Below are 21940 nucleotides of genomic sequence, written 5' to 3'. Positions count from 1 at the left end.
GTGACCGACCGGGTGTGGTGGCACAGCCCCCGGCTCCTGCCCGAGGGTGCGACGGGCAGCCGGGCGCAGCCAGCTATCCGGATATTCGGGCGCTGGGCCCGTGGGCCGCTGCTGTCGCTGATGCGGCTGTGGCGGCGCAACATCCAGCTGCGGGTGGTGGCGAGCACGCTGCTGCTGTCGATGGCGGTCGTGCTCGTGCTCGGTGTGGTCGTGATCGGCCAGGTGCGCAACGGGCTGCTCGAAGCGAAGCGGCAGACGGCCCAGAGCCAGGCGGAGGGCGGCTTCGCGGTCGCCGAGGACCTGGCGGGCATGGCCGGTGAGAACGGTGAGAACGCCGGGCGTTCCGTGGACGCGGGCAACTGGATGACCGAGCTCGTCGGGCAGCTGGCGTCGGGCGGGCAGGGCGTGTTCTCCGTGGTGGCGATGCCCTCGCGGCTGGCGGGGGCGCCGTTCGCGGAGGAGCCGTTCTCCGCGCCGCGCGGGCCCCGGGTGTCGCAGGCGCTCGAACTCGACCTGCCGCGGAGCATCTCCGAGGACCTGCGGGCGGCCGTGGACTCCGACCGGTCGGTCCACTGGCAGTACGGGTCGATCGTGAACGCGGACGGCACGTCCGAGGCGGGCCTGATCATCGGCCGGCGGCTGACGGACAACCTGGGCAACCAGTACCAGCTGTACTACCTGTTCCCGTTCACGCAGGAGGAGAAGTCCCTCAGCCTGGTGACCGGGACGATCGCCACGGCGGGGCTCTTCCTCGTGGTGCTGCTCGGGGCGATCGCGTGGCTGGTCGTGCGGCAGGTCGTGACCCCGGTGCGGATGGCGGCGCGGATCGCGGAACGGCTCGCGGCCGGGCGCTTGCAGGAGCGGATGAAGGTCAGCGGCGAGGACGACATCGCGCGTCTGGGCGAGTCGTTCAACAAGATGGCGCGCAACCTCCAGCTCCAGATCCAGCAGCTGAAGGAGCTGTCGCGGTTGCAGCGGCGTTTCGTCTCCGACGTGTCGCACGAGCTGCGGACGCCGCTGACGACCGTGCGGATGGCGGCGGACGTCATCCACGAGGCGCGCGGTGACTTCGACCCCGCGACGGCGCGGTCGGCGGAACTGCTGCTGAGCCAGCTCGACCGGTTCGAGTCGCTGCTCGCCGACCTGCTGGAGATCAGCAGGTTCGACGCGGGCGCGGCGCACCTGGAGGCGGAGCTGACGGACCTGCGGGACGTCGTGCAGCGCGTGGTCGAGGGCGCGGAGCCGCTGGCGGAACGCAAGGGCGGGCGGCTGCTGGTGCGCGGCGCGGCGCGGCCCGTGGTGGCCGAGGTCGACCCGCGGCGGATCGAGCGCGTGGTGCGCAACCTCGTCGTCAACGCGATCGAGCACGGCGAGGGCAAGGACGTGGTGGTGCGGCTCGCGGCGGCCGCGGACGGCGAGGCGGTGGCCATCGCGGTGCGCGACTACGGCATCGGGCTGCGGCCGGACGAGGCGGAACGGGTGTTCAACCGGTTCTGGCGCGCGGACCCGGCCAGGGCGAGGACCACGGGCGGCACGGGGCTCGGGCTCTCCATCGCGGTGGAGGACGCGCACCTGCACGGCGGGCGCCTTGAGGCGTGGGGCGAGCCGGGCGGCGGGGCGCAGTTCCGGCTGACGCTGCCGCGCGGCGCGGGCGGGCCGCTGGCGGGGTCGCCGCTGCCGCTCGAACCGCACGACGCGCGGGCGCGGCGGCCGGTGTCCGTCGCGGCCGGTCGCGAGCAGGCGGACGGCGCGGGGCCCGGGGCCGCGGGCCCGGGGCGGGACGGCGGGAAGGACGGCCATGGGAACTGACCTGATCCGGATAGGCCGACGGGGGCCGGGGCACCGGGCGGCCGCGCTGGCGCTCGCGCCGGTCGTGCTGCTGACGGGCTGTGCGTCGATGCCGAGCAGCGGGTCCGTGCAGGAGGTGCCCGTCGCGCCGCGGCAGGAGGGCGAGGGGCAGGTGCTGGTGTACGGCGTGCCGCCCGCGGACGGCATGCTGCCGCAGCAGATCGTTCAGGGCTTCCTCGAAGCGCTCACCAGCGACGACGCCAACTTCGACACGGCGCGGCAGTACCTGACGCCGGAACGGGCCGAGGAGTGGGACCCGTTCGCGCGGACCACGGTGCTCGCGGAGGCGCCGCTGCCCAGCGTGCGGGGGCGGGACTCGGCGCGCGTGGAGCTGACGGGCGACCGGCTGGCGACCGTGGACGGCTCGCACGTGTACGCGCCCGAGGCGGGCACGTACCAGGCGACGTTCGGCCTCTCGCAGATCGACGGGCAGTGGCGGATCGACGCGCTGCCGGACGGCCTGGTGATGGGCGAGGACGACTTCCGGCGCATCTACCGTTCCGTGGACACCTTCCACTACGCCGACCTCGGCCGCGAGCGGCCCCGTTTCGAAGCGGGCGGCCAGGTGCTGGTGCCCGACCCGGTGTACGTGCGCCGCCGCATCGATCCGGTGGGCGACACGGTGCGGGCGCTGCTCGACGGGCCGAGCGCCTGGTACGAGCCGGTGGTGCGGACCTCGTTCCCGCCGGGCGCCTCGCTCGTCGAGGACCGGCCGCCCTCCATCGACGACTCGGGCGCGCTCGGGGTGCGCCTCGAAGGGGTGCCGGCGGACTGGCCGCGCGCGGAGTGCGAGCGCATGGCGGTGCAGCTGCTGCACACCGTGCAGGAGGTGGCCTCGGTCGAGCTGTCGGAGGCGCGGGTGCTGACGGCCGCGGGGACGCGGTCGTGCGCGGTGAGCCGGGCGGACGCGGCCGAGCCGGGCGCGCTCGACGGGGAGGCGGCCCGCGCGTACTTCCTCGACGGGGAGAAGCGGCTGGTGTCGGTCGTGGAGGACGGGACCTCGGTCCGGCCGGTCAGCGGCGCGCTCGGCCGGCCGGAGGCCGAGCTGCGCAGCGCGGCGGTCAGCCGGGACGGTGAGGCGGCGGCGGGGGTCGCGGCGGACGGGTCGGTGCTGTTCGTGGCGTCGCTCGCGCGGGGCGGCGCGGAGAGCGAGGCGGTGCTGGAGAGCGGCGCGCCGGGCGAGGACGCGGGGCTCAGCGCGCCGAGCTGGGACGGCCTCGGCGACCTGTGGGTCGCCGACCGGGGTCCGCAGGGGCGGCTGCTGCGGCTGCCGGGCGGCACCGGCGAGGCGGAGGAGGTGCCGGTGGCCGGCCTCGGGGCCGACGAGCGGATCGAGGCGCTGCGGGTGGCCTCGGACGGTGTCCGCGTCGCGATGCTGATCAGCGGCGACGGCTTCACGACGCTGCGGATCGGCCGCATCCAGCGCGACGGCGGCGGTGCGGACGGCGCGGCCGTCTCCGTGGACGGGCTGCGCACGGTCGCGCCGCAGCTCGAAGAGGTGACGGCGGCGTCCTGGGCGGGCGACAGCAGGCTTGTGGTCGTCGGCCGGCCGGTGGACGGGGTGCCGCAGCTCCAGTACGTCCTGACCGACGGGTCGTCGACGAACGAGCCCGCGATTCCCGGGCCCCACGACGTGACGGGCGTTGCGGCGGCCGAGGACGAGTCGCTGCCGCTGCTCGCGGAGACCGGGGAGAACGTGGCGCAGTTGCGGGAGGACGCGCAGTGGCGGCTGGTGCCGGACTCGGGTCCCGGCTCGGCGCCTGTGTATCCCGGCTGAGGGGCGCCGTCCCGGCGTGCCGTGGGGGCGCCGGGTGCGGAACGCCGGGGGGGCGCGGGCCGTTCGCGGTGCGCCGTCCGAAGGGGGTGATGTCCGGTTCGTCCGGATGTCTTCCGGTCTGGTGTCCCTCGTGAGGGGAATGGGCGGACGGCGCGCGGTCCGGCAGGGTGGGGACGTGCGCGAAACGGTGTGCGAAGGGCTGCGGAGGTCGGCGTTCGGCTGGTGGCGCGAGGCGTGCGGCCTCGCGCTCCCCGCCCGGTGCGCGGGCTGCGGTGCGGCGCGCGACGTGCTCTGCGGGCCGTGCCGGGTGGAGCTGTACGGCGGTCGGGCCCGGCGGGTGCGGCCCCGGCCCGAGCCGGCCGGGCTGCCCCCGGTGTACGCGGCGGCGCGGTACGCCGACGGGCCGCGCGCGGTGCTGCTCGCGCACAAGGAGCGCGGGATGCTGGCGCTGGCCAAGCCGCTGGGCCGGGCCATGGCGCTGGCCGCGGTGGCGGCGGGCGCGGGGCGCGGGCGTCCGCCCGCGCTGGTGCCGGTGCCGTCGGCGCGGTCCGCGGTGGCCAGGCGCGGGCACGACCCGGTGCGCGGCATCGCCCTGGCAGCCGCCGGGCGGCTGCGGCGGGAGGGACTGGCGGTGCGGGTGCGGCCGGTGCTGCGGCACGTGCGGAGCGTCGCCGATCAGGGCGGGCTCGCCGCGGCGGGGCGCAGGACGAACGTGCTGGGCGCGTTCGCCGCGCGATCCGGTGCGTTCGCCCGGGACGAACCGGTGCTGCTCGTGGACGATCTGGTCACCACGGGGGCGACGCTGGTCGAGGCGGCACGCGCGGTGCGTGCCGCCGGGGGTGTGCCGGTCGGTGCCGCCGTGATCGCCGTTCCCCCGATCAGGTGGATTTTGGGTACGCGTGGGTAGGGGTCACGTTCAACAGTGAGTAGAGGTACGTTCGGTACCAGAGAGTTCACTCACTCGTCCGGCACAAGTCCATACACATTCATCCGCTCTTCGATCGTTTCCGGTTCTTCACCCTCGCAATTGAGAAGGGTGCTGTTCCACCTCCGGGGGAGAAGGAGGTGAGAGGCGCAACCCGCTGTAAGGCCGGAGGGTGCCGAGGACACCGGCGCCCCACGGACCACATGCACCAAAAGGGCGCGTCCGGCCGCCGATGCCCGGACCGCCCGGGAACGGAGTTCTGCGTGGACATCGTTGTCAAGGGCCGTAAGACCGAGGTGCCGGAGCGATTCCGGCGGCACGTGGCCGAGAAGCTCAAGGTGGACAAGATCCAGCGGATCGACGGCAAGATCACCCGCCTCGACGTGGAAGTGTCCAAGGAGCACAACCCGCGTCAGGCCGACCGCTCCGACCGGGTGGAGATCACCTTGCGTCACCGCGGTCCCGTCGTCCGGGCCGAGGCCGCCGCCGCCGATCCGTACGGCGCCCTGGACCTGGCCGTGGAGAAGCTGGAGTCGAGACTGCGCAGGCAGCACGACAAGCGCCGCTGCCGCCGCGGCCGGGACCGCACCCCGGCCAGCGAGGTCGCCGCGGTCGTGCCCGACGCCGCCCAGCTGAACGGCCAGGGCGAGCTGCTTCCGCCGGAGCCCGAGGAGCCGCGGCCCCCGGTGCGCCGGCAGGGCTCGGTGGTGGTCGAGGGCGACGGGCCCCTGGTGGTGCGGGAGAAGACCCACCGGGCGGCCCCCATGTCGCTCGCGCAGGCCCTGTACGAGATGGAGCTGGTGGGCCACGACTTCTACCTCTTCGTCGACAGCGACAGCAAGCAGCCGAGCGTCGTGTACCGCCGGCACGCCTATGACTACGGTGTGATCCACCTGGAGACCGATCCGCTGGCGGAAGTCGCGCCGGAAGAGGCCGGGGGCGCGCTCGGCGGCTGAGCCGCCGCCCGACGCCTCGTCAGGCACCCCTGGCCGGATCACGGGTCTGGCCAGGGGTATCGCCATGGAATCATGGGGTTGCCGACGGTGGCGGTTGTGTGACGAACGGCAGGGGGAGGGGAACCATGGCGGACACCTTCGGGCCGGCGATGGCCCAGGGCGGATGCCGCGCGGAGCGGGAGGGCGCGACCCGGGAGCAGGGAGAGCCGAGGGAGCCGATCCGGGTCCTGGTCGTCGACGACCACGAGTTGTTCCGGCGCGGCCTGGAGATCGTCCTCGAACAGGAGGAGGACATCTGCGTCGTCGGGGAGGCGGGGGACGGCGCCGAGGCCGTGGAGAAGGCCGCCGACCTGCTGCCCGACATCGTGCTGATGGACGTGCGGATGCCGCGCCGCGGCGGGATCGAGGCGTGCACCTCCATCAAGGAGGTGGCTCCGAGCGCGCGGATCATCATGCTGACGATCAGCGACGAGGAGGCCGACCTCTACGAGGCGATCAAGGCGGGTGCCACCGGCTACCTGCTCAAGGAGATCTCCACGGACGAGGTGACGGCCGCGATCCGCGCGGTCGCCGACGGCCAGTCGCAGATCAGCCCGTCGATGGCGGCGAAGCTGCTCACCGAGTTCAAGGCGCTGGTCCAGCGCACCGACGAGCGCCGCCTCGTGCCCGCGCCGAGGCTGACCGACCGCGAGCTCGAAGTGCTCAAGCTCGTCGCCACGGGCAAGAACAACCGGGACATCGCCAAGGACCTCTTCATCAGCGAGAACACCGTGAAGAACCACGTGCGCAACATCCTGGAGAAGCTCCAGCTGCACTCCAGGATGGAGGCCGTGGTCTACGCGATGCGGGAGAAGATCCTGGACCTCGGCTCCGGCTGAGCGGGGCCGGACGGCCGCCCCTGGCCCGTCCGGCCCTCCGGCCCTCCGGCCCTCCCGTCAGGAGACGCGGCGCAGTCGCGTGGTCAGCGCGTCGCGCACCTCGGCCGGCGTCGTGCGTTCCACGGCGACGTCCGTGCACCCCACCCAGCCCGCGGCCTCCACCAGGGCCTCGGCCATCGCCGGTATGGCCCGCTCCGCCCGGTCCGCTCCGCCCTCGAACGCGGCGTGCCGTGCGACGAGGGTGCGGCCCTCGCGGGCCGGGTCGACCCGGCCGAGCAGCCGGCCGCCCGAGAGCAGCGGCATGGAGAAGTAGCCGTAGACGCGCTTGGGCCTGGGCACGTACGCCTCAAGGCGGTGCGTGAAGCCGAAGACGCGCTCGGTGCGCGGCCGGTCCCAGATCAGCGAGTCGAAGGGCGAGAGCAGCGTCGTGCGGTGCCGCCCGCGCGGCGGCGCCGCCAGGGCCGCCGGGTCGGCCCAGGCGCGGTGCCCGGTGCCGCGCCCCTCCGCCCGGCCCCAGCCGTCCACCTCGACGCGGACAAGACCGCTGCCGGCCACCACGGACTCGACCTGCGCGGCCGTGAGCCGGTGGTAGTCGGCGAGGTCGGCCTGCGTGGCGACCCCCATGGCCGCCCCGGCCTGCGCGACGAGCCGGCGCAGGCACTCGGCGTCGGTGAGGTCGTCGTGGTACAGGGCACCGGGAACGGCCCGCTCGGCGAGGTCGTAGACGCGCTTCCAGCCGCGCCGCCTGGTGCACACCACGTCGCCGAGCGCCAGCGCCCGTTCGACCGCGATCTTGGTCTCGCTCCAGTCCCACCACGGGCCGCCGTTCTTCGCGCCGCCCAGGTCGGTCGCGGTCAGCGGGCCGTCGGCGCGCAGCCGGGCGAGGACCTGGTCGTAGGCGGCGCGCGACACGTCGTGGTGCCACCGCTGCTTCGCGCGGTGGGCGCGGCGGCGGAACGCGAACAGCGGCCACTCCTCGATCGGCAGCACGCAGGCGGCGTGCGACCAGTACTCGAACGCGCGGTCCCCCGACCAGTACGCCTCCTCCACGGCCTGCCGGCCGACCGCGCCGAGCCGCGCGTAGGGCAGCAGCTCGTGGGAGCGGGCCAGCACCGAGATGGTGTCGAGCTGGACGGCGCCGAGCCGGCGCAGCACACCGGGCACGCCGGCCGCCCGGTCCTGGGCGCCCAGCAGCCCCTGGGCGCGCAGGGCGATGCGGCGCGCCTCGTCGGCGGAGAGAGACAGAACGGCGGAAGTCATGAGAGGGATGCTAGAGCCGACCACTGACACTCCTCGCGGCACTCGCATACCATGGCCGGTGCGGCGGGGCCATCTCGCTGTGCCCGCGCTTTCCCCCAGACCGCGCTCGGCCCGACCGGCAAGGAGACCAGCCCTCGTGTCCGTCTTCAACAAGATCATGCGTGCAGGCGAAGGCAAGATCCTGCGCAGGTTGCAGCGCATCGCCCGGGATGTGAACTCGATCGAAGACGACTTCCTGGACCTCTCCGACGCCGAGCTGCGCGCGCTGACCGACGAGTACCGGCAGCGTCTGGCCGACGGGGAGAGCCTGGACGACCTGCTGCCCGAGGCGTTCGCGACGGTGCGCGAGGCGGCCAAGCGCGTGCTGGGGCAGCGGCACTACGACGTGCAGTTGATGGGCGGCGCGGCGCTCCACCTGGGCTACGTCGCGGAGATGAAGACCGGTGAGGGCAAGACGCTGGTGGGCACGCTGCCCACCTACCTGAACGCGCTGTCGGGCGACGGCGTGCACCTCATCACGGTCAACGACTACCTGGCGCAGCGCGACTCGGAGTGGATGGGCCGGGTGCACCGGTTCCTCGGCCTCTCGGTCGGCTGCATCACCGCGGGCATGACCCCGGCCAAGCGCCGTGAGCAGTACGCCTGCGACATCACGTACGGCACGAACAACGAGTTCGGGTTCGACTACCTGCGCGACAACATGGCGTGGTCGCGGGAGGAGCTGGTCCAGCGCGGGCACAACTACGCGGTCGTCGACGAGGTCGACTCGATCCTGATCGACGAGGCCAGGACCCCGTTGATCATCTCGGGCCCCGCCGACCAGGCGACGAAGTGGTACGCGGACTTCGCGAAGCTCGTCAAGCGGCTGGAGCGCGGCGAGGCCGCCGTGCCCACCCGGCAGGAGCCGGAGACCGGCGACTACGACGTGGACGAGAAGAAGCGGACCGTCGCCATCCACGACGCGGGTGTCACCAAGGTCGAGGACTGGCTCGGCATCGACAACCTCTACGAGTCGGTGAACACGCCGCTGGTCGGCTACCTGAACAACGCCATCAAGGCCAAGGAGCTGTACAAGAAGGACAAGGACTACGTCGTCCTCGACGGCGAGGTCGTGATCGTCGACGAGCACACGGGCCGCATCCTGGCCGGGCGCCGCTACAACGAGGGCATGCACCAGGCGATCGAGGCGAAGGAGGGCGTCAAGATCAAGGACGAGAACCAGACGCTCGCCAAGATCACCCTTCAGAACTACTTCCGGCTCTACGACAAGCTGGCCGGCATGACCGGTACGGCGATGACGGAGGCCGCGGAGTTCCACCAGATCTACAAGCTCGGTGTGGTGCCCATCCCGACCAACCTGCCGATGGCGCGCCAGGACCGGTCCGACCTCATCTACCGCACGGAGGTCGCCAAGTTCTCCGCGGTCGTCGACGACATCGTGGAGAAGCACGAGAAGGGCCAGCCGGTACTGGTCGGCACCACGTCGGTGGAGAAGTCGGAGTACCTCTCGCAGCAGCTGAACAAGCGCGGGGTGCGGCACGAGGTGCTGAACGCGAAGAACCACGAGCGCGAGGCCGCGATCGTGGCCTCCGCGGGCCGCAAGGGCGCCGTCACCGTCGCGACGAACATGGCGGGCCGCGGTACGGACATCAAGCTCGGCGGCAACCCGGACGAGATCGCCGAGGGCGAGCTGCGCGGCAAGGGCCTCGACCCCGTGGAGCACGCGGAGGAGTGGGCGGCGGCGCTGCCGCAGGCGCTTGAGCGGGCCGCGCAGGCGGTCAAGAAGGAGTTCGAGGAGGTCAAGGACCTCGGCGGGCTCTACGTGCTCGGCACGGAGCGCCACGAGTCGCGGCGCATCGACAACCAGCTGCGCGGCCGTTCCGGACGGCAGGGCGACCCGGGCGAGTCCCGGTTCTACCTGTCGCTGGGCGACGACCTGATGCGGCTGTTCAAGGCGCAGATGGTCGAGCGCGTGATGTCGATGGCGAACGTGCCCGACGACGTCCCCATCGAGAACAAGATGGTCACCCGCGCCATCGCCTCGGCCCAGGGGCAGGTCGAGCAGCAGAACTTCGAGATCCGCAAGAACGTCCTCAAGTACGACGAGGTGCTGAACCGGCAGCGCGAGGTCATCTACGGCGAGCGCAAGCGCGTGCTGGAGGGCGAGGACCTGCACGAGCAGGTGCGGTTCTTCATGGACGACACCATCGAGGCGTACGTGCGGGCGGAGACCGTGGAGGGCTTCGCCGAGGAATGGGACATGGACCGGCTGTGGGGCGCGTTCAAGCAGCTCTACCCGGTGCAGGTGACGGTCGAGGAGCTTGAGGAGGAGGCGGGCGGCCGGGACGGCCTGACGCCCGAGTTCATCGTCGAGTCCGTCAAGGAGGACGTCCACGCGCAGTACGACAAGCGCGAGGAGGAGCTGGGCTCCGAGGTGATGCGGGAGCTGGAGCGCCGCGTCGTGCTGTCGGTCCTGGACCGCAAGTGGCGTGAGCACCTGTACGAGATGGACTACCTCCAGGAGGGCATCGGGCTGCGGGCGATGGCGCAGCGCGACCCGGTGGTGGAGTTCCAGCGCGAGGGCTTCGACATGTTCACCGCCATGATGGAGGGCATCAAGGAGGAGTCCGTCGGCTACCTGTTCAACCTGGAGGTGCAGGTCGAGCGGCAGGTCGAGCAGGTGCCGGTGCAGGGCGGGGAGAAGCAGCCCGCGGGCGAGCCGAGGGACGCGGTGCCGGCCGGCGCCGGGCGTTCCGGGGCTCCCGCGATCCTGGCGAAGGGCCTGGAGGCGCCGAAGCGCGCGGACCGGCTGCACTTCTCCGCGCCGAGCGTGGACAGCGCGGGCGGTGTGGTCGAGGGCGACTTCGCGGCGGGAACGGCGGGCACGGCGGACGCCGAGGAGGCGGACGCGGGTGCGGCGACCGGGGGGCGCGCGGAGCGGCGCAAGGCGCAGAAGGGCGGCCGGCGGCGCAAGAAGTAGCCGGCGCGGGAACGAGCGGCGCGCGCGCCGTCCGTTCGTGGGATGTGGTGCCCGGGGCCTCGGTCCCGGGCACCGGCGCGTTCGCGGCCGGTGCGGTCATGGCACGGCGTCGAGTTCGACGGCGCAGCACTGCCAGCGGCCGTCCGCCGGGTGGCGTTCGAGGCGGAAGGCCAGCGCGCGGGTGCGTCCGCCCGCGGTGACGCGCGCGAACGCCTCGATGGCCCCGTCGCGCGGCCGGCACAGTCCCACGCCGCCGACCGCGGGGGCCCGGCCGCCGGGCGGCGGGCGCAGGGGCGCGCTGGGCGCGAGCACGCTCAGCCGCTCGTACGCGGGCGCGCGCGCGTGGCCGAGCAGCACGTGCACGGGGCGCTGTCCACTGAGCACGAGGACGAGCTGCTCGGCGAACCAGTCCTGCGGCTCCCGGCGGCGGGCCAGCGGCGGGCGGCGCCCCGGGCCGCGGGAGTCGGTGCGCGCGTCGGTGCGGCGCCGCGGGCCGCGGCTGCCTGGCTTGGACATGTCTCCCACCCCGACTAGAAGCTACTCATCAGTAACTAGCGCGGATTGTAATCATCCTGCTACGGAGAGGCAAGGGTGAGGCGCCTGGTAGGGTGGGCCAGCTCCGGCACCGGAACGAAGCCGGGCGGAAAGTCGGGCAGAAAGCGGCAGTTCATGCGCGTCTACGTTCCTCTCACCCTCCCCCTGCTCGCCCGGGTGCGCGAGGACGGCGGGATCGGCCCTTCCCCGGTCACGGCCTACGCGGTCACACCGGCGCTGCGCGAGTGGTACCTCTCCGGGAACGAGGAGGAGCTGGAGTACGCGGCGCTCAGCCGCGCCGCCCAGGCCTCGTTGCGCCTGCTGGCCATGGCTCCCGAGGTCGACAGGCGCCGCGTCGTCGTCGCCGCCGACGTGCCCGACCGGGCCGCGGTGGCCGACCCGGACCGCGCCCTTGAGCCCGAGGCGCTGGGCGAGGTGCGGATCGACGAGGTGATCCCGCTCGCCGCGCTCGCGGCGGTGCACGTCGACGCCGCGGACGCCGGCGAGGACATCGCCGCCGCCGCGGCGGCGGTCGGCGCGGCCGACCTCGGGGACGACGACGCCCGGTTCACGGTGGACGGCGCGGCCGACCACGAACTCCTCTGGTATGGCGTGCAGGAGATCGACGGCCTGGTCTGAGCCGTTGTCGGCGGCGGCGCGTACCGTTCTGCTTATGGGCGCGCACATCGTCTGGGACTGGAACGGGACCCTGCTGCACGACATCGACGTGGTGATCGAGGCCACCAACGCCTCGTTCGCCGAGATCGGCATGCCGGCGATCACGCTGGAGCGGTACCGGGACCTGTACTGCGTGCCGATACCCCGCTTCTACGAGCGGCTGCTGGGGCGGCTGCCCACCGACGAGGAGTGGGTCGTCATGGACAGCACGTTCCACCGGCACTACTTCGCGCGGGCGGACACGGCGGCGCTCGCGGACGGCGCGGCGGGGCTGCTCGCGGACTGGCAGGCCGCGGGGCGCACGCAGTCGGTGTGCTCCCTCGCGCCGCACGAGCGGCTGCTGCCCTGGGTGACGCGCCTGGGCATCCACGCCCGGTTCCTGCGGATCGACGGCAACACGGGCGACAGCATCGTCACCGGCAAGGCGGAGCAGATGGCCAGGCACCTCGCCGCGTTGCCCGGTGTCGACCGCGAGCGCGTGATCGTGATCGGGGACGCGGTCGACGACGCGGTCGCCGCGGCGCACGCCGGGGCGCGCGCGGTGCTGTACACCGGCGGTTCGCACAGCAGGCGCAGCCTGCTCACGGCGGGTGTGCCGGTGGTCGACACGCTCGCGGAGGCCGTCGCCGTGGCCGCGGAGCTGGCGGGGGCGCTCGCGCCGGACAGCACGCCGGGGGCGGCCGCCGGGAGCCGCGCGGAGCCGCCGGACGACGCGCGGTGAGCGGTGGTGACCGGGGCGAGCGGACAGTCCGTTTTTCATCTGGTGATGACCCCGAGGACAAACGCCGCGGGTAGCCTTGCCTCGTGATCAGTGCGATACCGGCCGCGGAGAAGGCCGGAGGCAGCGCCGCCTCCGCTGTGGAGCCGGTGCCTTCCGGGCCGGCCACGCCACTGGTCCGTCCAGCCGGGCGCGACCGGCCCACCGCCGGTGCGGCCCGGTGACCGTTTCTCGACGTCACGCAACGGCGCGCGACACAGGAGCCAGGGGACATGCACAGCAAGCCGGATGAGGCCAAGTCCGAACTACTGACACGGGCCGCCCACGTGGCGGAGCAGAGCACGGTGGGAGGACCGCCCGGGCACGGCATGGACGCCTCGGCGGTCCGGGCCTACCTGGAGCGCTACTACCTCTACGTGCCGTTGGAGGATCTCGACGGCAGGGACCCGGTGGACATCTACGGCGCCGCGATGGCGCACCACCGGCTCGCCGCCAAACGACCGCAGGGCACGGCCGCGGTCCGCGTACTGACCCCGACCGTCGAGGAGTTCGGCTGGGCGTGCAGCCACACGGTGGTCGAGGTGATCACCGACGACATGCCGTTCCTCGTCGACTCCGTCACCGGTGAGCTGTCCCGGCAGGGGCGCGGCATCCACCTCGTCATCCACCCGCAGATCATCGTGCGGCGCGACGTCACGGGACGCCTCGTCGAGGTCCTCGACGCCGGCCGCGACCCGTTCGGCCCCACGGCCACCACGCACGAGCCCGAGGACCTGCCGGACGACGCGGTCGTCGAGAGCTGGATCCACGTCGAGATCGACCGCGAGACCGACCGCGAGGACCTGCTGCAGATCGAGGCCGACCTGCGGCGCGTCCTCGGCGATGTCCGCGAGGCCGTCGAGGACTGGCAGAAGATGCGCGGCACGGCGCTGCGCATCGCGGGCGACCTGCCCGGCGAGCCGCTGCCCGAGCGCATGCGGCGCGAGGAGATCGAGGAGGCGGGGGAGCTGCTGCGGTGGCTCGCCGACGACCACTTCACGTTCCTCGGCTACCGCGAGTACGAGCTGGCCCGCGAGGACAACGGCGGCGAGGGCGACACGCTGCGCGCCGTGCCGGGCACCGGTCTCGGCATCCTGCGCTCCGACCCCAGGCCCGAGGGGGACACCGACGACCCGGCCGCCTCCGCGGCGTTCGGCCGCCTGGCCCCCTCCGCCCGCGCCAAGGCGCGCGAGCCGCGCCTGCTCGTGCTCACCAAGGCCAACAGCCGCGCCACCGTGCACCGCAGGTCCTACCTGGACTACATCGGCGTCAAGCGGTTCGACGCCGAGGGCCGGGTCGTGGGCGAACGCCGGTTCCTCGGGCTGTTCTCCGCCGCCGCGTACACCGGCTCGGTGCGGGGCATCCCCGTCATCCGCCGGGCCGTCGCCGAGGTGCTGGCCGCGGCGGGCTTCGCGCCCGACAGCCACAGCGGGCGCGACCTGCTCCAGATCCTGGAGACCTACCCGCGCGACGAGCTGTTCCAGACACCGGTGCCGACGCTGCGCAGCATCGCCACCGCGGTGCTGCACCTCCAGGAGCGGCGCCGGCTGCGGCTGTTCCTGCGGCAGGAGGAGTACGGCCGCTACTACTCGGCGCTCGTCTACCTGCCGCGCGACCGCTACACCACGTCGGTGCGACTGCGGCTGACCGGCATCCTGATGGAGGAGCTCGACGGCACCAGCGTCGACTTCACCGCGTGGAACACCGAGGGCGTGCTGTCCCGGCTGCACTTCGTGATCCGGGTGGAGCCCGGCACGGAGCTGCCCGCGCCCACCGACGCCGACGTCGACCGCATCGAGGCCCGGCTGGCCGAGGCGTCCCGCAGCTGGAACGACGCGTTCACCGACGCGCTGGTCGCCGAGTGCGGCGAGGAGCAGGCCGCGGAGCTGGGCCGGCGGTTCCACGAGGCGTTCCCCGAGGGGTACAAGGCGGACTTCACGCCGCGCGCGGCCGTCGCCGACGTGCAGTACGTGACCGCGCTGCGCACCGACGCGGAGGGCGACTTCGCGCTCAGCCTCTACGAGCCGGTGAACGCGGGTCCGGGCGAGCGGCGGTTCAAGATCTACCGCACCGGGTCGCCCGTCTCGCTCTCCGCGGTGCTGCCCGTGCTCCAGTGCATGGGCGTCGAGGTCGTCGACGAACGGCCCTACGAGCTGCGCCCGGCCGGCGCGGCGCCCGCGTGGATCTACGACTTCGGGCTCCGCGTTCCCGAGCCGCTGGCCGGCGGGCTCGGCGGCGACGCGCGCGAACGCATCCAGGAGGCGTTCTCGGCCGCCTGGACGGGCGCCGCCGAGAACGACGGGTTCAACGCGCTGGTGCTGTCCGCGGGACTCACCTGGCGGCAGGCCACGGTGCTGCGCGCCTACGCCAAGTACCTGTGGCAGGCCGGCGCCCGGTTCAACCAGGAGACGATGGAGGCCACCCTCAGGAAGAACACGCACACCACGCGGCTGCTGGTGAGCCTGTTCGAGGCCAGGCTCTCGCCGCAGCGGCAGGGCGCGGGCCGCGAGCTGACCGACGGCCTGCTCGAAGAGCTGGACGGCGCGCTCGAACACGTGGCGAACCTGGACGAGGACCGCGTCCTGCGGGCCTTCCTCACCGTCATCAAGGCCACCCTGCGCACCAACTACTTCCAGTCCGACAGCGCCGGCCGCCCGCACGGCTACCTGTCGCTCAAGCTCGAACCGAAGGCCATCCCCGAACTGCCCGAGCCGAGGCCGGCGTTCGAGATCTGGGTGTACTCGCCGCGCGTCGAGGGCGTGCACCTGCGGTTCGGCAAGGTCGCCCGCGGCGGGCTGCGCTGGTCCGACCGCCGCGAGGACTTCCGCACGGAGATCCTGGGCCTGGTCAAGGCCCAGGAGGTCAAGAACACGGTGATCGTGCCCGTCGGCGCCAAGGGCGGGTTCGTCGGCAAACGGCTGCCCGCCCCCGGCACCGACCGCGACGCGTGGCTGGCCGAGGGCATCGCCTGCTACCGCACGTTCATCTCCGGGCTGCTCGACATCACCGACAACCTGGTGGACGGCCAGGTGGTGCCGCCCGACGACGTGGTGCGGCACGACGGGGACGACACCTACCTGGTGGTGGCCGCCGACAAGGGCACCGCCACGTTCTCCGACATCGCCAACGAGGTGGCCGTCTCCTACGGGTTCTGGCTGGGCGACGCGTTCGCCTCCGGCGGCTCCGCCGGCTACGACCACAAGGGCATGGGCATCACCGCGCGCGGCGCGTGGGAGTCCGTCAAGCGGCACTTCCGCGAGCTGGGCCACGACACGCAGCGCGAGGACTTCACCGTCGCCGGCATCGGCGACATGTCGGGTGACGTGTTCGGCAACGGGATGCTGCTGTCCGAGCACATCCGCCTGGTCGCGGCCTTCGACCACCGGCACATCTTCCTCGACCCGGAACCGGACGCCGCCGTCTCCTTCGCCGAGCGCCGGCGGCTGTTCGAGCTGCCGCGCTCCTCGTGGGCCGACTACGACGCGCGGCTGCTCTCCAAGGGCGGCGGCATCCACCCGCGGAGCGCGAAGTCCATCCCGCTCACCCCGCAGGTCCGCGCCGCGCTCGGCATCGAGGGCCGGGCCACGGCGGTGACGCCGCACGAGCTGATGCGCGCGATCCTCACCGCGCCGGTCGACCTGCTGTGGAACGGGGGCATCGGCACGTACGTCAAGGCGTCGGCCGAGTCGCACGCCGACGCGGGGGACAAGGCCAACGACGCGATCCGCGTCAACGGCCGCGACCTGCGGGCCAAGGTCGTCGGCGAGGGCGGCAACCTGGGCCTCACCCAGCGCGGTCGCATCGAGTACGCGCTGGCCGGCGGCCGGTGCAACACCGACGCCATCGACAACAGCGCCGGCGTCGACACCTCCGACCACGAGGTGAACATCAAGATCCTGCTGAACTCCGTGGTCGCCAACGGCGACCTGACCGTCAAGCAGCGCAACGGCCTGCTCGCCCGCATGACGGACGAGGTCGGCGCCCTGGTCCTGCGCAACAACTACGCGCAGAACGTCGCCCTGGCCAACGGCGCCGCCACCGCGCCCGGACTCGTCCTCGCCCACCAGCGTTTCATCCGCAAGCTCGGCGAGGACGGCAGGCTGGACCGCGAGCTGGAGTTCCTGCCCGACGACGACGAGTTCCGCGAGCGCAGGGCGGCCGGGCGCGGCCTGACCGAGCCGGAGCTGGCCGTGCTGCTCGCCTACGCCAAGCTGTCCATCACCGCCGAGCTCGCGGGGACGGACCTGGCGGACGACCCCTACGTCGGGCGGCTGCTGACGGCCTACTTCCCCGCCGAGCTGAACGAACGATTCGCCGACCGCGTCGACGGCCACGCGCTGCGCCGGGAGATCATCACGACGCTGCTGGTCAACGACACGGTGAACGTGGGCGGTTCGTCGTTCGTGCACCGGATGCAGGAGGAGTCGGGCGCCTCGACCGAGGAGATCGTGCGGGCCCACACGGCCGCCCGCGCGATCTTCGGCCTGTCCGGCATCTGGGACACGGTCGAGGGTCTGGACAACCAGGTGGACGCGGCCCTGCTGACCCGGGTCAGGCTGCACAGCCGGCGCCTGGTGGAACGCGGCGCCCGCTGGCTGCTGAACAACCGGCCGCAGCCACTGAAGCTGGCCGACACCATCGACCTGTTCGCCGAGCGCGTCGGCCAGGTGTGGGACGAGCTGCCGAAGCTGCTGCGCGGGCAGGACCTGAAGTGGCATGCCCAGCTGCTTGAGGAGCTGGCCGGGGGCGGGGTGCCCGCGGGCACGGCGGAGCGCGTCGCCGGGTTCTCCGCGGTGTTCCCCGCGCTCGACGTCGTGGCCGTCGCCGACCGCACGGGGCGCAGGCTGCTCGACGTGGCCGAGGTGTACTACCACCTCAGCGACGAGCTGGGGATCTCGGGGCTCCAGGACCGCATCAGCGAGCTGCCGCGCGCCGACCGCTGGCAGTCCATGGCGCGCACGGCGATCCGCGAGGACCTGTACGCGGCGCACCAGCTGATCACCGCCGACGTGTTGGCGGTGGGCGACGCGGACGCGTCGCCCGAGGAGCGGTTCGAGGCCTGGACCCGGCGGAACGCGGCGGTGCTCGGCCGCGCGCGGGGCACGTTGCGGGAGATCCAGTCCTCCGACAGCTTCGACCTGGCGAACCTGTCGGTGGCCATGCGGACGATGCGCACACTGCTGCGCGCCAACCGGTAGGCCGGCGGTCCCGCCGGGCCCGGCGTGCGCCGGGTCCCGGCGGCTGCGTTCCCCGCCGGTGCGTGCCGGGCCCGGCGGGAACGTCACGGGCCGGGGGTCAGCGGCGCTCCGGGCGGGCGCGGACGTGCATGCGTTCGCCCTGCGGGCCGAACAGGCTGAGCACCTCGACGGGATTGCGGTCCGCGCTGCCGAACCAGTGCGGCAGCCTCGTGTCGAACTCCGCCGCCTCGCCCGCCCCCAGCACCAGGTCGTGCTGGGCGAGGATCAGGCGCAGCCGCCCCGCCAGCACGTACAGCCACTCGTAGCCCTCGTGCGTCCTGGCCTCGTGCGGGGGCGCGTCCTTGGACTCCGGCTCCGGCGGAATGATCATCTTGAACGCCTGGAGGCCGCCGGGCTGGCGGGTCAGCGGCAGGATCGTCCTGCCGTGCACCCGGCGCGGCGCGATCCGCACCCGCGGGTCGCCCGTCTCCGGCGCGCCGATCAGCTCCTCCAGCGGGACCCGGTGGGCCTGGGCGATCGGCAGGAGCAGTTCGAGGCTGGGTTTGCGCTGCCCGGATTCCAGGCGGGACAGGGTGCTCTTGGAGATGCCGGTGACCTCGGCCAGCGCGGCGAGTGTCACGCCGCGCTCCGTGCGCGCGCTCCGCAGCCGGGGCCCCACCCCGGCCAGGACCGTGCCGATATCCGTGGGCCGCTCGTTCGTCATGCCCCCATTCCACCCCGCGTGTCCCGCAAATGGCAACAGCAGTTGCCGCCGGGCCGGGCGGTGGCGCATGCTCCGACGATGACGACGACGGCGGCGTCGCGCCGCCGACGGCATCGCACGACCCGCGACACGTACCAGGCAGTTCCGACTGTTCCCGACAGTTTCCGACAGCAGTGGTGAGGAGCACCCCGATGCACGCGCATCATGACGGTCACGCCGCCGGCGCCCCGGACGGCGCCGAGGGCACGCACCCCCCGCACGGCCACGGCCACGGCCATGGGCACGGCCACGGCCATGGCCACGACACCGAAATCGACTGGGAGGCGATGGGGGACCGGCTGGAGCGGCAGGCCGGCCTGGAGGCCGGGGCCATGGCCGAGGCCGTCTCCTGGCTCGCCGGGCGGGTGCCGGGCGCGCGCCGCGTGCTCGACGTGGGCAGCGGCCCGGGGAGCGCGGCCCTGCTGTTCGCCGAGCGGCTGCCCGAGGCCGAGGTGGTGGCCGTCGACGGCACCGAGGCCCTGCTGGCGCGGGCCCGGGCCGGCGCGGCGGCGCGCGGGGTCGCCGGCCGGCTGGTGACCCGGCGGGCCGAACTGCCCGAGGCACTGGGGGAACTCGGCGCGGCCGACTTGATCTGGTCCGCGCGGTTCGTGCACCACCTGGGGGACCAGCGGGCCGCGCTCGCGGGTCTCGCCGAACTGCTGCGCCCCGGCGGCGTGCTCGCGGTGGTCGAGGGCGGGCTGCCGGCGCGGTACCTGCCGCGCGACATCGGAGTCGGCCGCCCCGGGCTCGTGACCCGGCTCGACGCGGCGGAGGAGGAGTGGTTCGCGGCGATGCGCGGCGACCTGCCCGGCCACGCCGAGGCCGTCGAGGACTGGCCGGAGATGCTGCGGCAGGCGGGCCTTTCCGGGGCGGCGAGCCGTTCGTTCCTGGTCGACCTGCCCGCGCCGCTGGGCGACGCGGCGCGGGCCCACGTGCACGAGCGGCTGTCCCGGATGCGCGAGGCCGGGGCCCGGCCGGACGCGTCCGGGGCCGCGCCGCTCTCCGCCGAGGACCGCGACGCCCTCGGCGTGCTGCTCGACCCCGAGTCGCCGCTCGGCATCCTCACGCGCCCGGACGCGTTCTACCTGTCGGCGTTCACCGTGCACACGGCCCGGCGGCCCGCGTAGGCCGAGTGCCCCGGGCGGGCGGCGGCCCGGCCGGGGCACTCACCCGGACGTCACTTGACGGCGCCGGACATCACGCCGGAGACGAACTGCCGCTGGAAGGCGAAGAAGATGGCCAGCGGGATGAGCATCGTGAGGAACGCGCCCGGCGCGAGCACGTCGAAGTTGCTGCCGAACTGCCGCATCTCCTGCTGGAGCGCCACCGTCATCGGCGGCGATCCTGAGTCCGCGAAGATCAGCGCGATCAGCATGTCGTTCCAGACCCACATGAACTGGAAGATGGCCAGCGCGGCGATGGCGGGCCCGCCGAGCGGCAGCACGACCCGGGTGAACAGCCGCAGTTCCCCGGCGCCGTCCAGCCGCGCCGCCTCAAGCAGCTCGCGGGGTATCTCCGCGAAGAAGTTGCGCAGCAGGAAGATCGCGAACGGCAGCCCGAACGCCGTGTGGAAGACGACCACGCCCAGGCTGGTCTCGAAGATCCCGAGGGTGTTGAACATCCGCGCCACCGGGATCAGCGCCACCTGGACCGGCACGACGAGCAGAGCCACGACGACCATGAACCACCAGTCGCGGCCGGGGAAGTCCAGCCACGCGAACGCGTAGGCGGCCAGTGCGCCGAGCACGACCACCAGCACCGTCGAGGGCACGGTGATGGCCACGCTGGTCCAGATCGATCCGGTGAAGTTGTCGTTCGACAGCAAGGCGTCGTAGTTCGACCAGGTCAACTGGTCGAGGTCTGTCAGAACGTCCCACCAACCGGTCGACGCGATGTCCCGCGCGTCGCGGAACGAGGACGCGAACAGGCCGGCGGTGGGCAGCAGCCAGACCACGGCGAGCACGACGAGGACCACGCGCACCCCGCCGCCCGCGGCCAGGGCGGCCAGCCGCGACACGACCGGCCGCCGGGGCGGGCCCGCCGATTCCCCGGCCGGGGTGGCCCGGCCGGGTCCTGCCGATGGAGCCGTCTTGGTGGGAGTGGTCACCGCTGGTTCTCCCGTCGCAGCCTGCGGACGTTGACGATCATGACCGGCAGCACGAGGACCAGCAGGAACACGGCGATGGCGCTGCCGACCCCCTGATGCGCGTCGGTGCCGAAGGACGACAGATACAGCTGGAGGGCCAGCACGTTGGCCTCGTCCTGGGTCGAGGTGGGCGCGATGACGTAGACCAGGTCGAAGATCTTCAGGACGTTGATCATCAGGGTCACCATGACCACCGCGAGGACCGGCGCGAGCAGCGGGACGGTGATGCGCCGGAACACCTGCCACTCGTTCGCGCCGTCCACGCGCGCGGCCTCCAGCGTCTCCCGCGGCACCCCGGCCAGGCCCGCGGCGATCAGGACCATCGCGAACCCGGCCCACATCCAGACGTAACTGCCGATGATGGCCGGGGTGATGAGGCTGGGCCCGAGCCACTCGGCGCCGTTCCACGGCGCGGTGAAGTCGGAGGCCGCCAGGCGCAACTGGGCGCCGTCGGCCTCCGCCGGCAGGCTGAACGTTCCGTCGTCGGCCGTCTCGGTCTCGGCGACCACGTCACCGTCGGCGACCGCCTGCACGGTGATGCCGGAAAGCCCCTGCTCCCCGGGGTCGACCGCGCCGTCCGTGCCGCCGCCGCCGCGCGTGAAGTCCATCCATACCGTGCCGGTGACCGCGTCGCCCGCCGCCCGCGGCACCGCGGCGGGCGAGGCGTCCGCGAGCTCCGGCTGCGGCACGGCGACCAGCGGCAGCATGGCGGGCGTGCCGGCCTCGGCCGGGGCGGTCAGCAGGTAGGAGCCGTCCTCCTGCACCCGCAGCGGGCCGTCGGGGCGCGGCTGCGCGTCGGGCCACGCGGGGCGGTCGGCGAAGGTGTCGTGCACCGTGGTCATGACCGCGTTGGCCACGCCCCGGTCCGGATTCTGCTCGTAGACCAGTCGGAAGATGATCCCGGCGGCGAGCATCGAGATCGCCATCGGCATGAAGATGATCAGCTTGAACGCGGTGGCCCAGCGGATGCGTTCGGTCAGCACGGCGAAGACCAGGCCGAGCGCGGTCGCCACGGTGGGGGCCACGACGATCCAGATCAGGTTGTTCTGGAGGGCTGTTCTGATGCCGTCGTTCGTGAACAGTTCCCTGAAGTTGTCGAGCCCGACGAACGAGTCGCCCGAGGCGTCGAACAGACTGCGCCACATCGAGTACCCGATGGGGTAGACGACCAGCGCGCCGAGCAGCAGCAGCGCGGGCAGCAGAAAGCTCGCGACCGCCCAGGGCCGTGCCCTGATCACCGCCACCTTGCCGGATGCCATGG

15 protein-coding genes are annotated in these 21940 nt (G+C 73.1%); 10 read left to right on the top strand and 5 right to left on the bottom strand.

Features of this window, described 5'->3' with window-relative positions:
- The 5 genes from mtrB to LC193_RS10635 all read left to right on the top strand — a co-directional run bounded on the left by mtrB (position 1) and on the right by LC193_RS10635 (position 6384).
- Positions 1–1809 carry an MtrAB system histidine kinase MtrB gene (gene mtrB, locus LC193_RS10655; protein WP_404819388.1) on the top strand — a complete coding sequence of 603 codons (1809 nt, stop codon included), beginning with the start codon at positions 1–3 and terminating at the stop codon, positions 1807–1809.
- Positions 1799–3625, top strand: a complete 1827-nt coding sequence (locus tag LC193_RS10650; RefSeq protein WP_226073600.1) for an LpqB family beta-propeller domain-containing protein — start codon at positions 1799–1801, stop codon at positions 3623–3625. Before mtrB ends, LC193_RS10650 begins: the two co-directional genes overlap by 11 nt.
- A gap of 175 nt (positions 3626–3800) precedes the next feature.
- Entirely contained in the window at positions 3801–4532 is a 732-nt protein-coding gene (locus LC193_RS10645; RefSeq protein WP_226073599.1) for a ComF family protein, read from the top strand.
- 281 nt (positions 4533–4813) lie between these two features.
- Positions 4814–5506, top strand: coding sequence for a ribosome hibernation-promoting factor, HPF/YfiA family (gene hpf / locus LC193_RS10640; protein ID WP_404819387.1), 693 nt, complete (start codon positions 4814–4816; stop codon positions 5504–5506).
- Between the two features lie 125 nt (positions 5507–5631).
- Complete coding sequence (locus LC193_RS10635; RefSeq protein WP_226073597.1) at positions 5632–6384, top strand: response regulator; 753 nt, start codon at positions 5632–5634, stop codon at positions 6382–6384.
- A gap of 57 nt (positions 6385–6441) precedes the next feature.
- Here LC193_RS10635 and LC193_RS10630 read toward each other — a convergent pair whose 3' ends face one another.
- Positions 6442–7644: a winged helix-turn-helix domain-containing protein gene (locus LC193_RS10630; protein ID WP_226073595.1), complete on the bottom strand. Its 1203-nt coding sequence runs from the start codon at positions 7642–7644 to the stop codon at positions 6442–6444.
- Between the two features lie 136 nt (positions 7645–7780).
- Between LC193_RS10630 and secA the strand changes: the two genes are divergently transcribed.
- Positions 7781–10624, top strand: a complete 2844-nt coding sequence (secA, locus tag LC193_RS10625) for a preprotein translocase subunit SecA (RefSeq protein WP_226073594.1) — start codon at positions 7781–7783, stop codon at positions 10622–10624.
- Between the two features lie 96 nt (positions 10625–10720).
- On the opposite strand, the gene LC193_RS10620 is transcribed toward secA, so the two are convergent.
- On the bottom strand, positions 10721–11140 hold the full coding sequence (locus LC193_RS10620) for an Rv3235 family protein (RefSeq protein ID WP_226073593.1): 420 nt from the start codon (positions 11138–11140) through the stop codon (positions 10721–10723).
- A gap of 153 nt (positions 11141–11293) precedes the next feature.
- On the opposite strand from LC193_RS10620, the gene LC193_RS10615 reads away from it, so the two are divergent.
- From LC193_RS10615 to LC193_RS10605, 3 genes are all read left to right on the top strand, one after another.
- Entirely contained in the window at positions 11294–11797 is a 504-nt protein-coding gene (locus LC193_RS10615) for a DUF6912 family protein (protein WP_226073592.1), read from the top strand.
- A 34-nt stretch (positions 11798–11831) separates the two neighbouring features.
- On the top strand, positions 11832–12557 hold the full coding sequence (locus tag LC193_RS10610; RefSeq protein ID WP_226073591.1) for an HAD family hydrolase: 726 nt from the start codon (positions 11832–11834) through the stop codon (positions 12555–12557).
- Positions 12558–12826: 269 nt separating this feature from the next.
- Positions 12827–17791, top strand: coding sequence for an NAD-glutamate dehydrogenase (locus LC193_RS10605; protein WP_226073590.1), 4965 nt, complete (start codon positions 12827–12829; stop codon positions 17789–17791).
- 97 nt (positions 17792–17888) lie between these two features.
- Here LC193_RS10605 and LC193_RS10600 read toward each other — a convergent pair whose 3' ends face one another.
- Complete coding sequence (locus LC193_RS10600) at positions 17889–18494, bottom strand: helix-turn-helix domain-containing protein (protein ID WP_226073589.1); 606 nt, start codon at positions 18492–18494, stop codon at positions 17889–17891.
- 191 nt (positions 18495–18685) lie between these two features.
- Between LC193_RS10600 and LC193_RS10595 the strand changes: the two genes are divergently transcribed.
- Positions 18686–19660: a class I SAM-dependent methyltransferase gene (locus tag LC193_RS10595; protein WP_226073588.1), complete on the top strand. Its 975-nt coding sequence runs from the start codon at positions 18686–18688 to the stop codon at positions 19658–19660.
- 50 nt (positions 19661–19710) lie between these two features.
- Here LC193_RS10595 and LC193_RS10590 read toward each other — a convergent pair whose 3' ends face one another.
- Positions 19711–20640 carry a carbohydrate ABC transporter permease gene (locus tag LC193_RS10590; RefSeq protein WP_404819386.1) on the bottom strand — a complete coding sequence of 310 codons (930 nt, stop codon included), beginning with the start codon at positions 20638–20640 and terminating at the stop codon, positions 19711–19713.
- The gene (locus tag LC193_RS10585; RefSeq protein ID WP_226073586.1) at positions 20637–21938 is read right to left on the bottom strand and encodes an ABC transporter permease; all 1302 of its coding nucleotides are present in this window, start codon (positions 21936–21938) and stop codon (positions 20637–20639) included. The genes LC193_RS10590 and LC193_RS10585 overlap by 4 nt, the downstream gene beginning before the upstream one ends.
- Between the last annotated feature and the right edge of the window lie 2 nt (positions 21939–21940).

This window comes from Streptomyces marincola (assembly GCF_020410765.1).
Classification (GTDB): Bacteria; Actinomycetota; Actinomycetes; order Streptomycetales; family Streptomycetaceae; genus Streptomyces; species Streptomyces marincola.
Note: the sequence above shows the minus strand (reverse complement) of the source record. Positions and strands in the feature narration are given on the sequence as shown.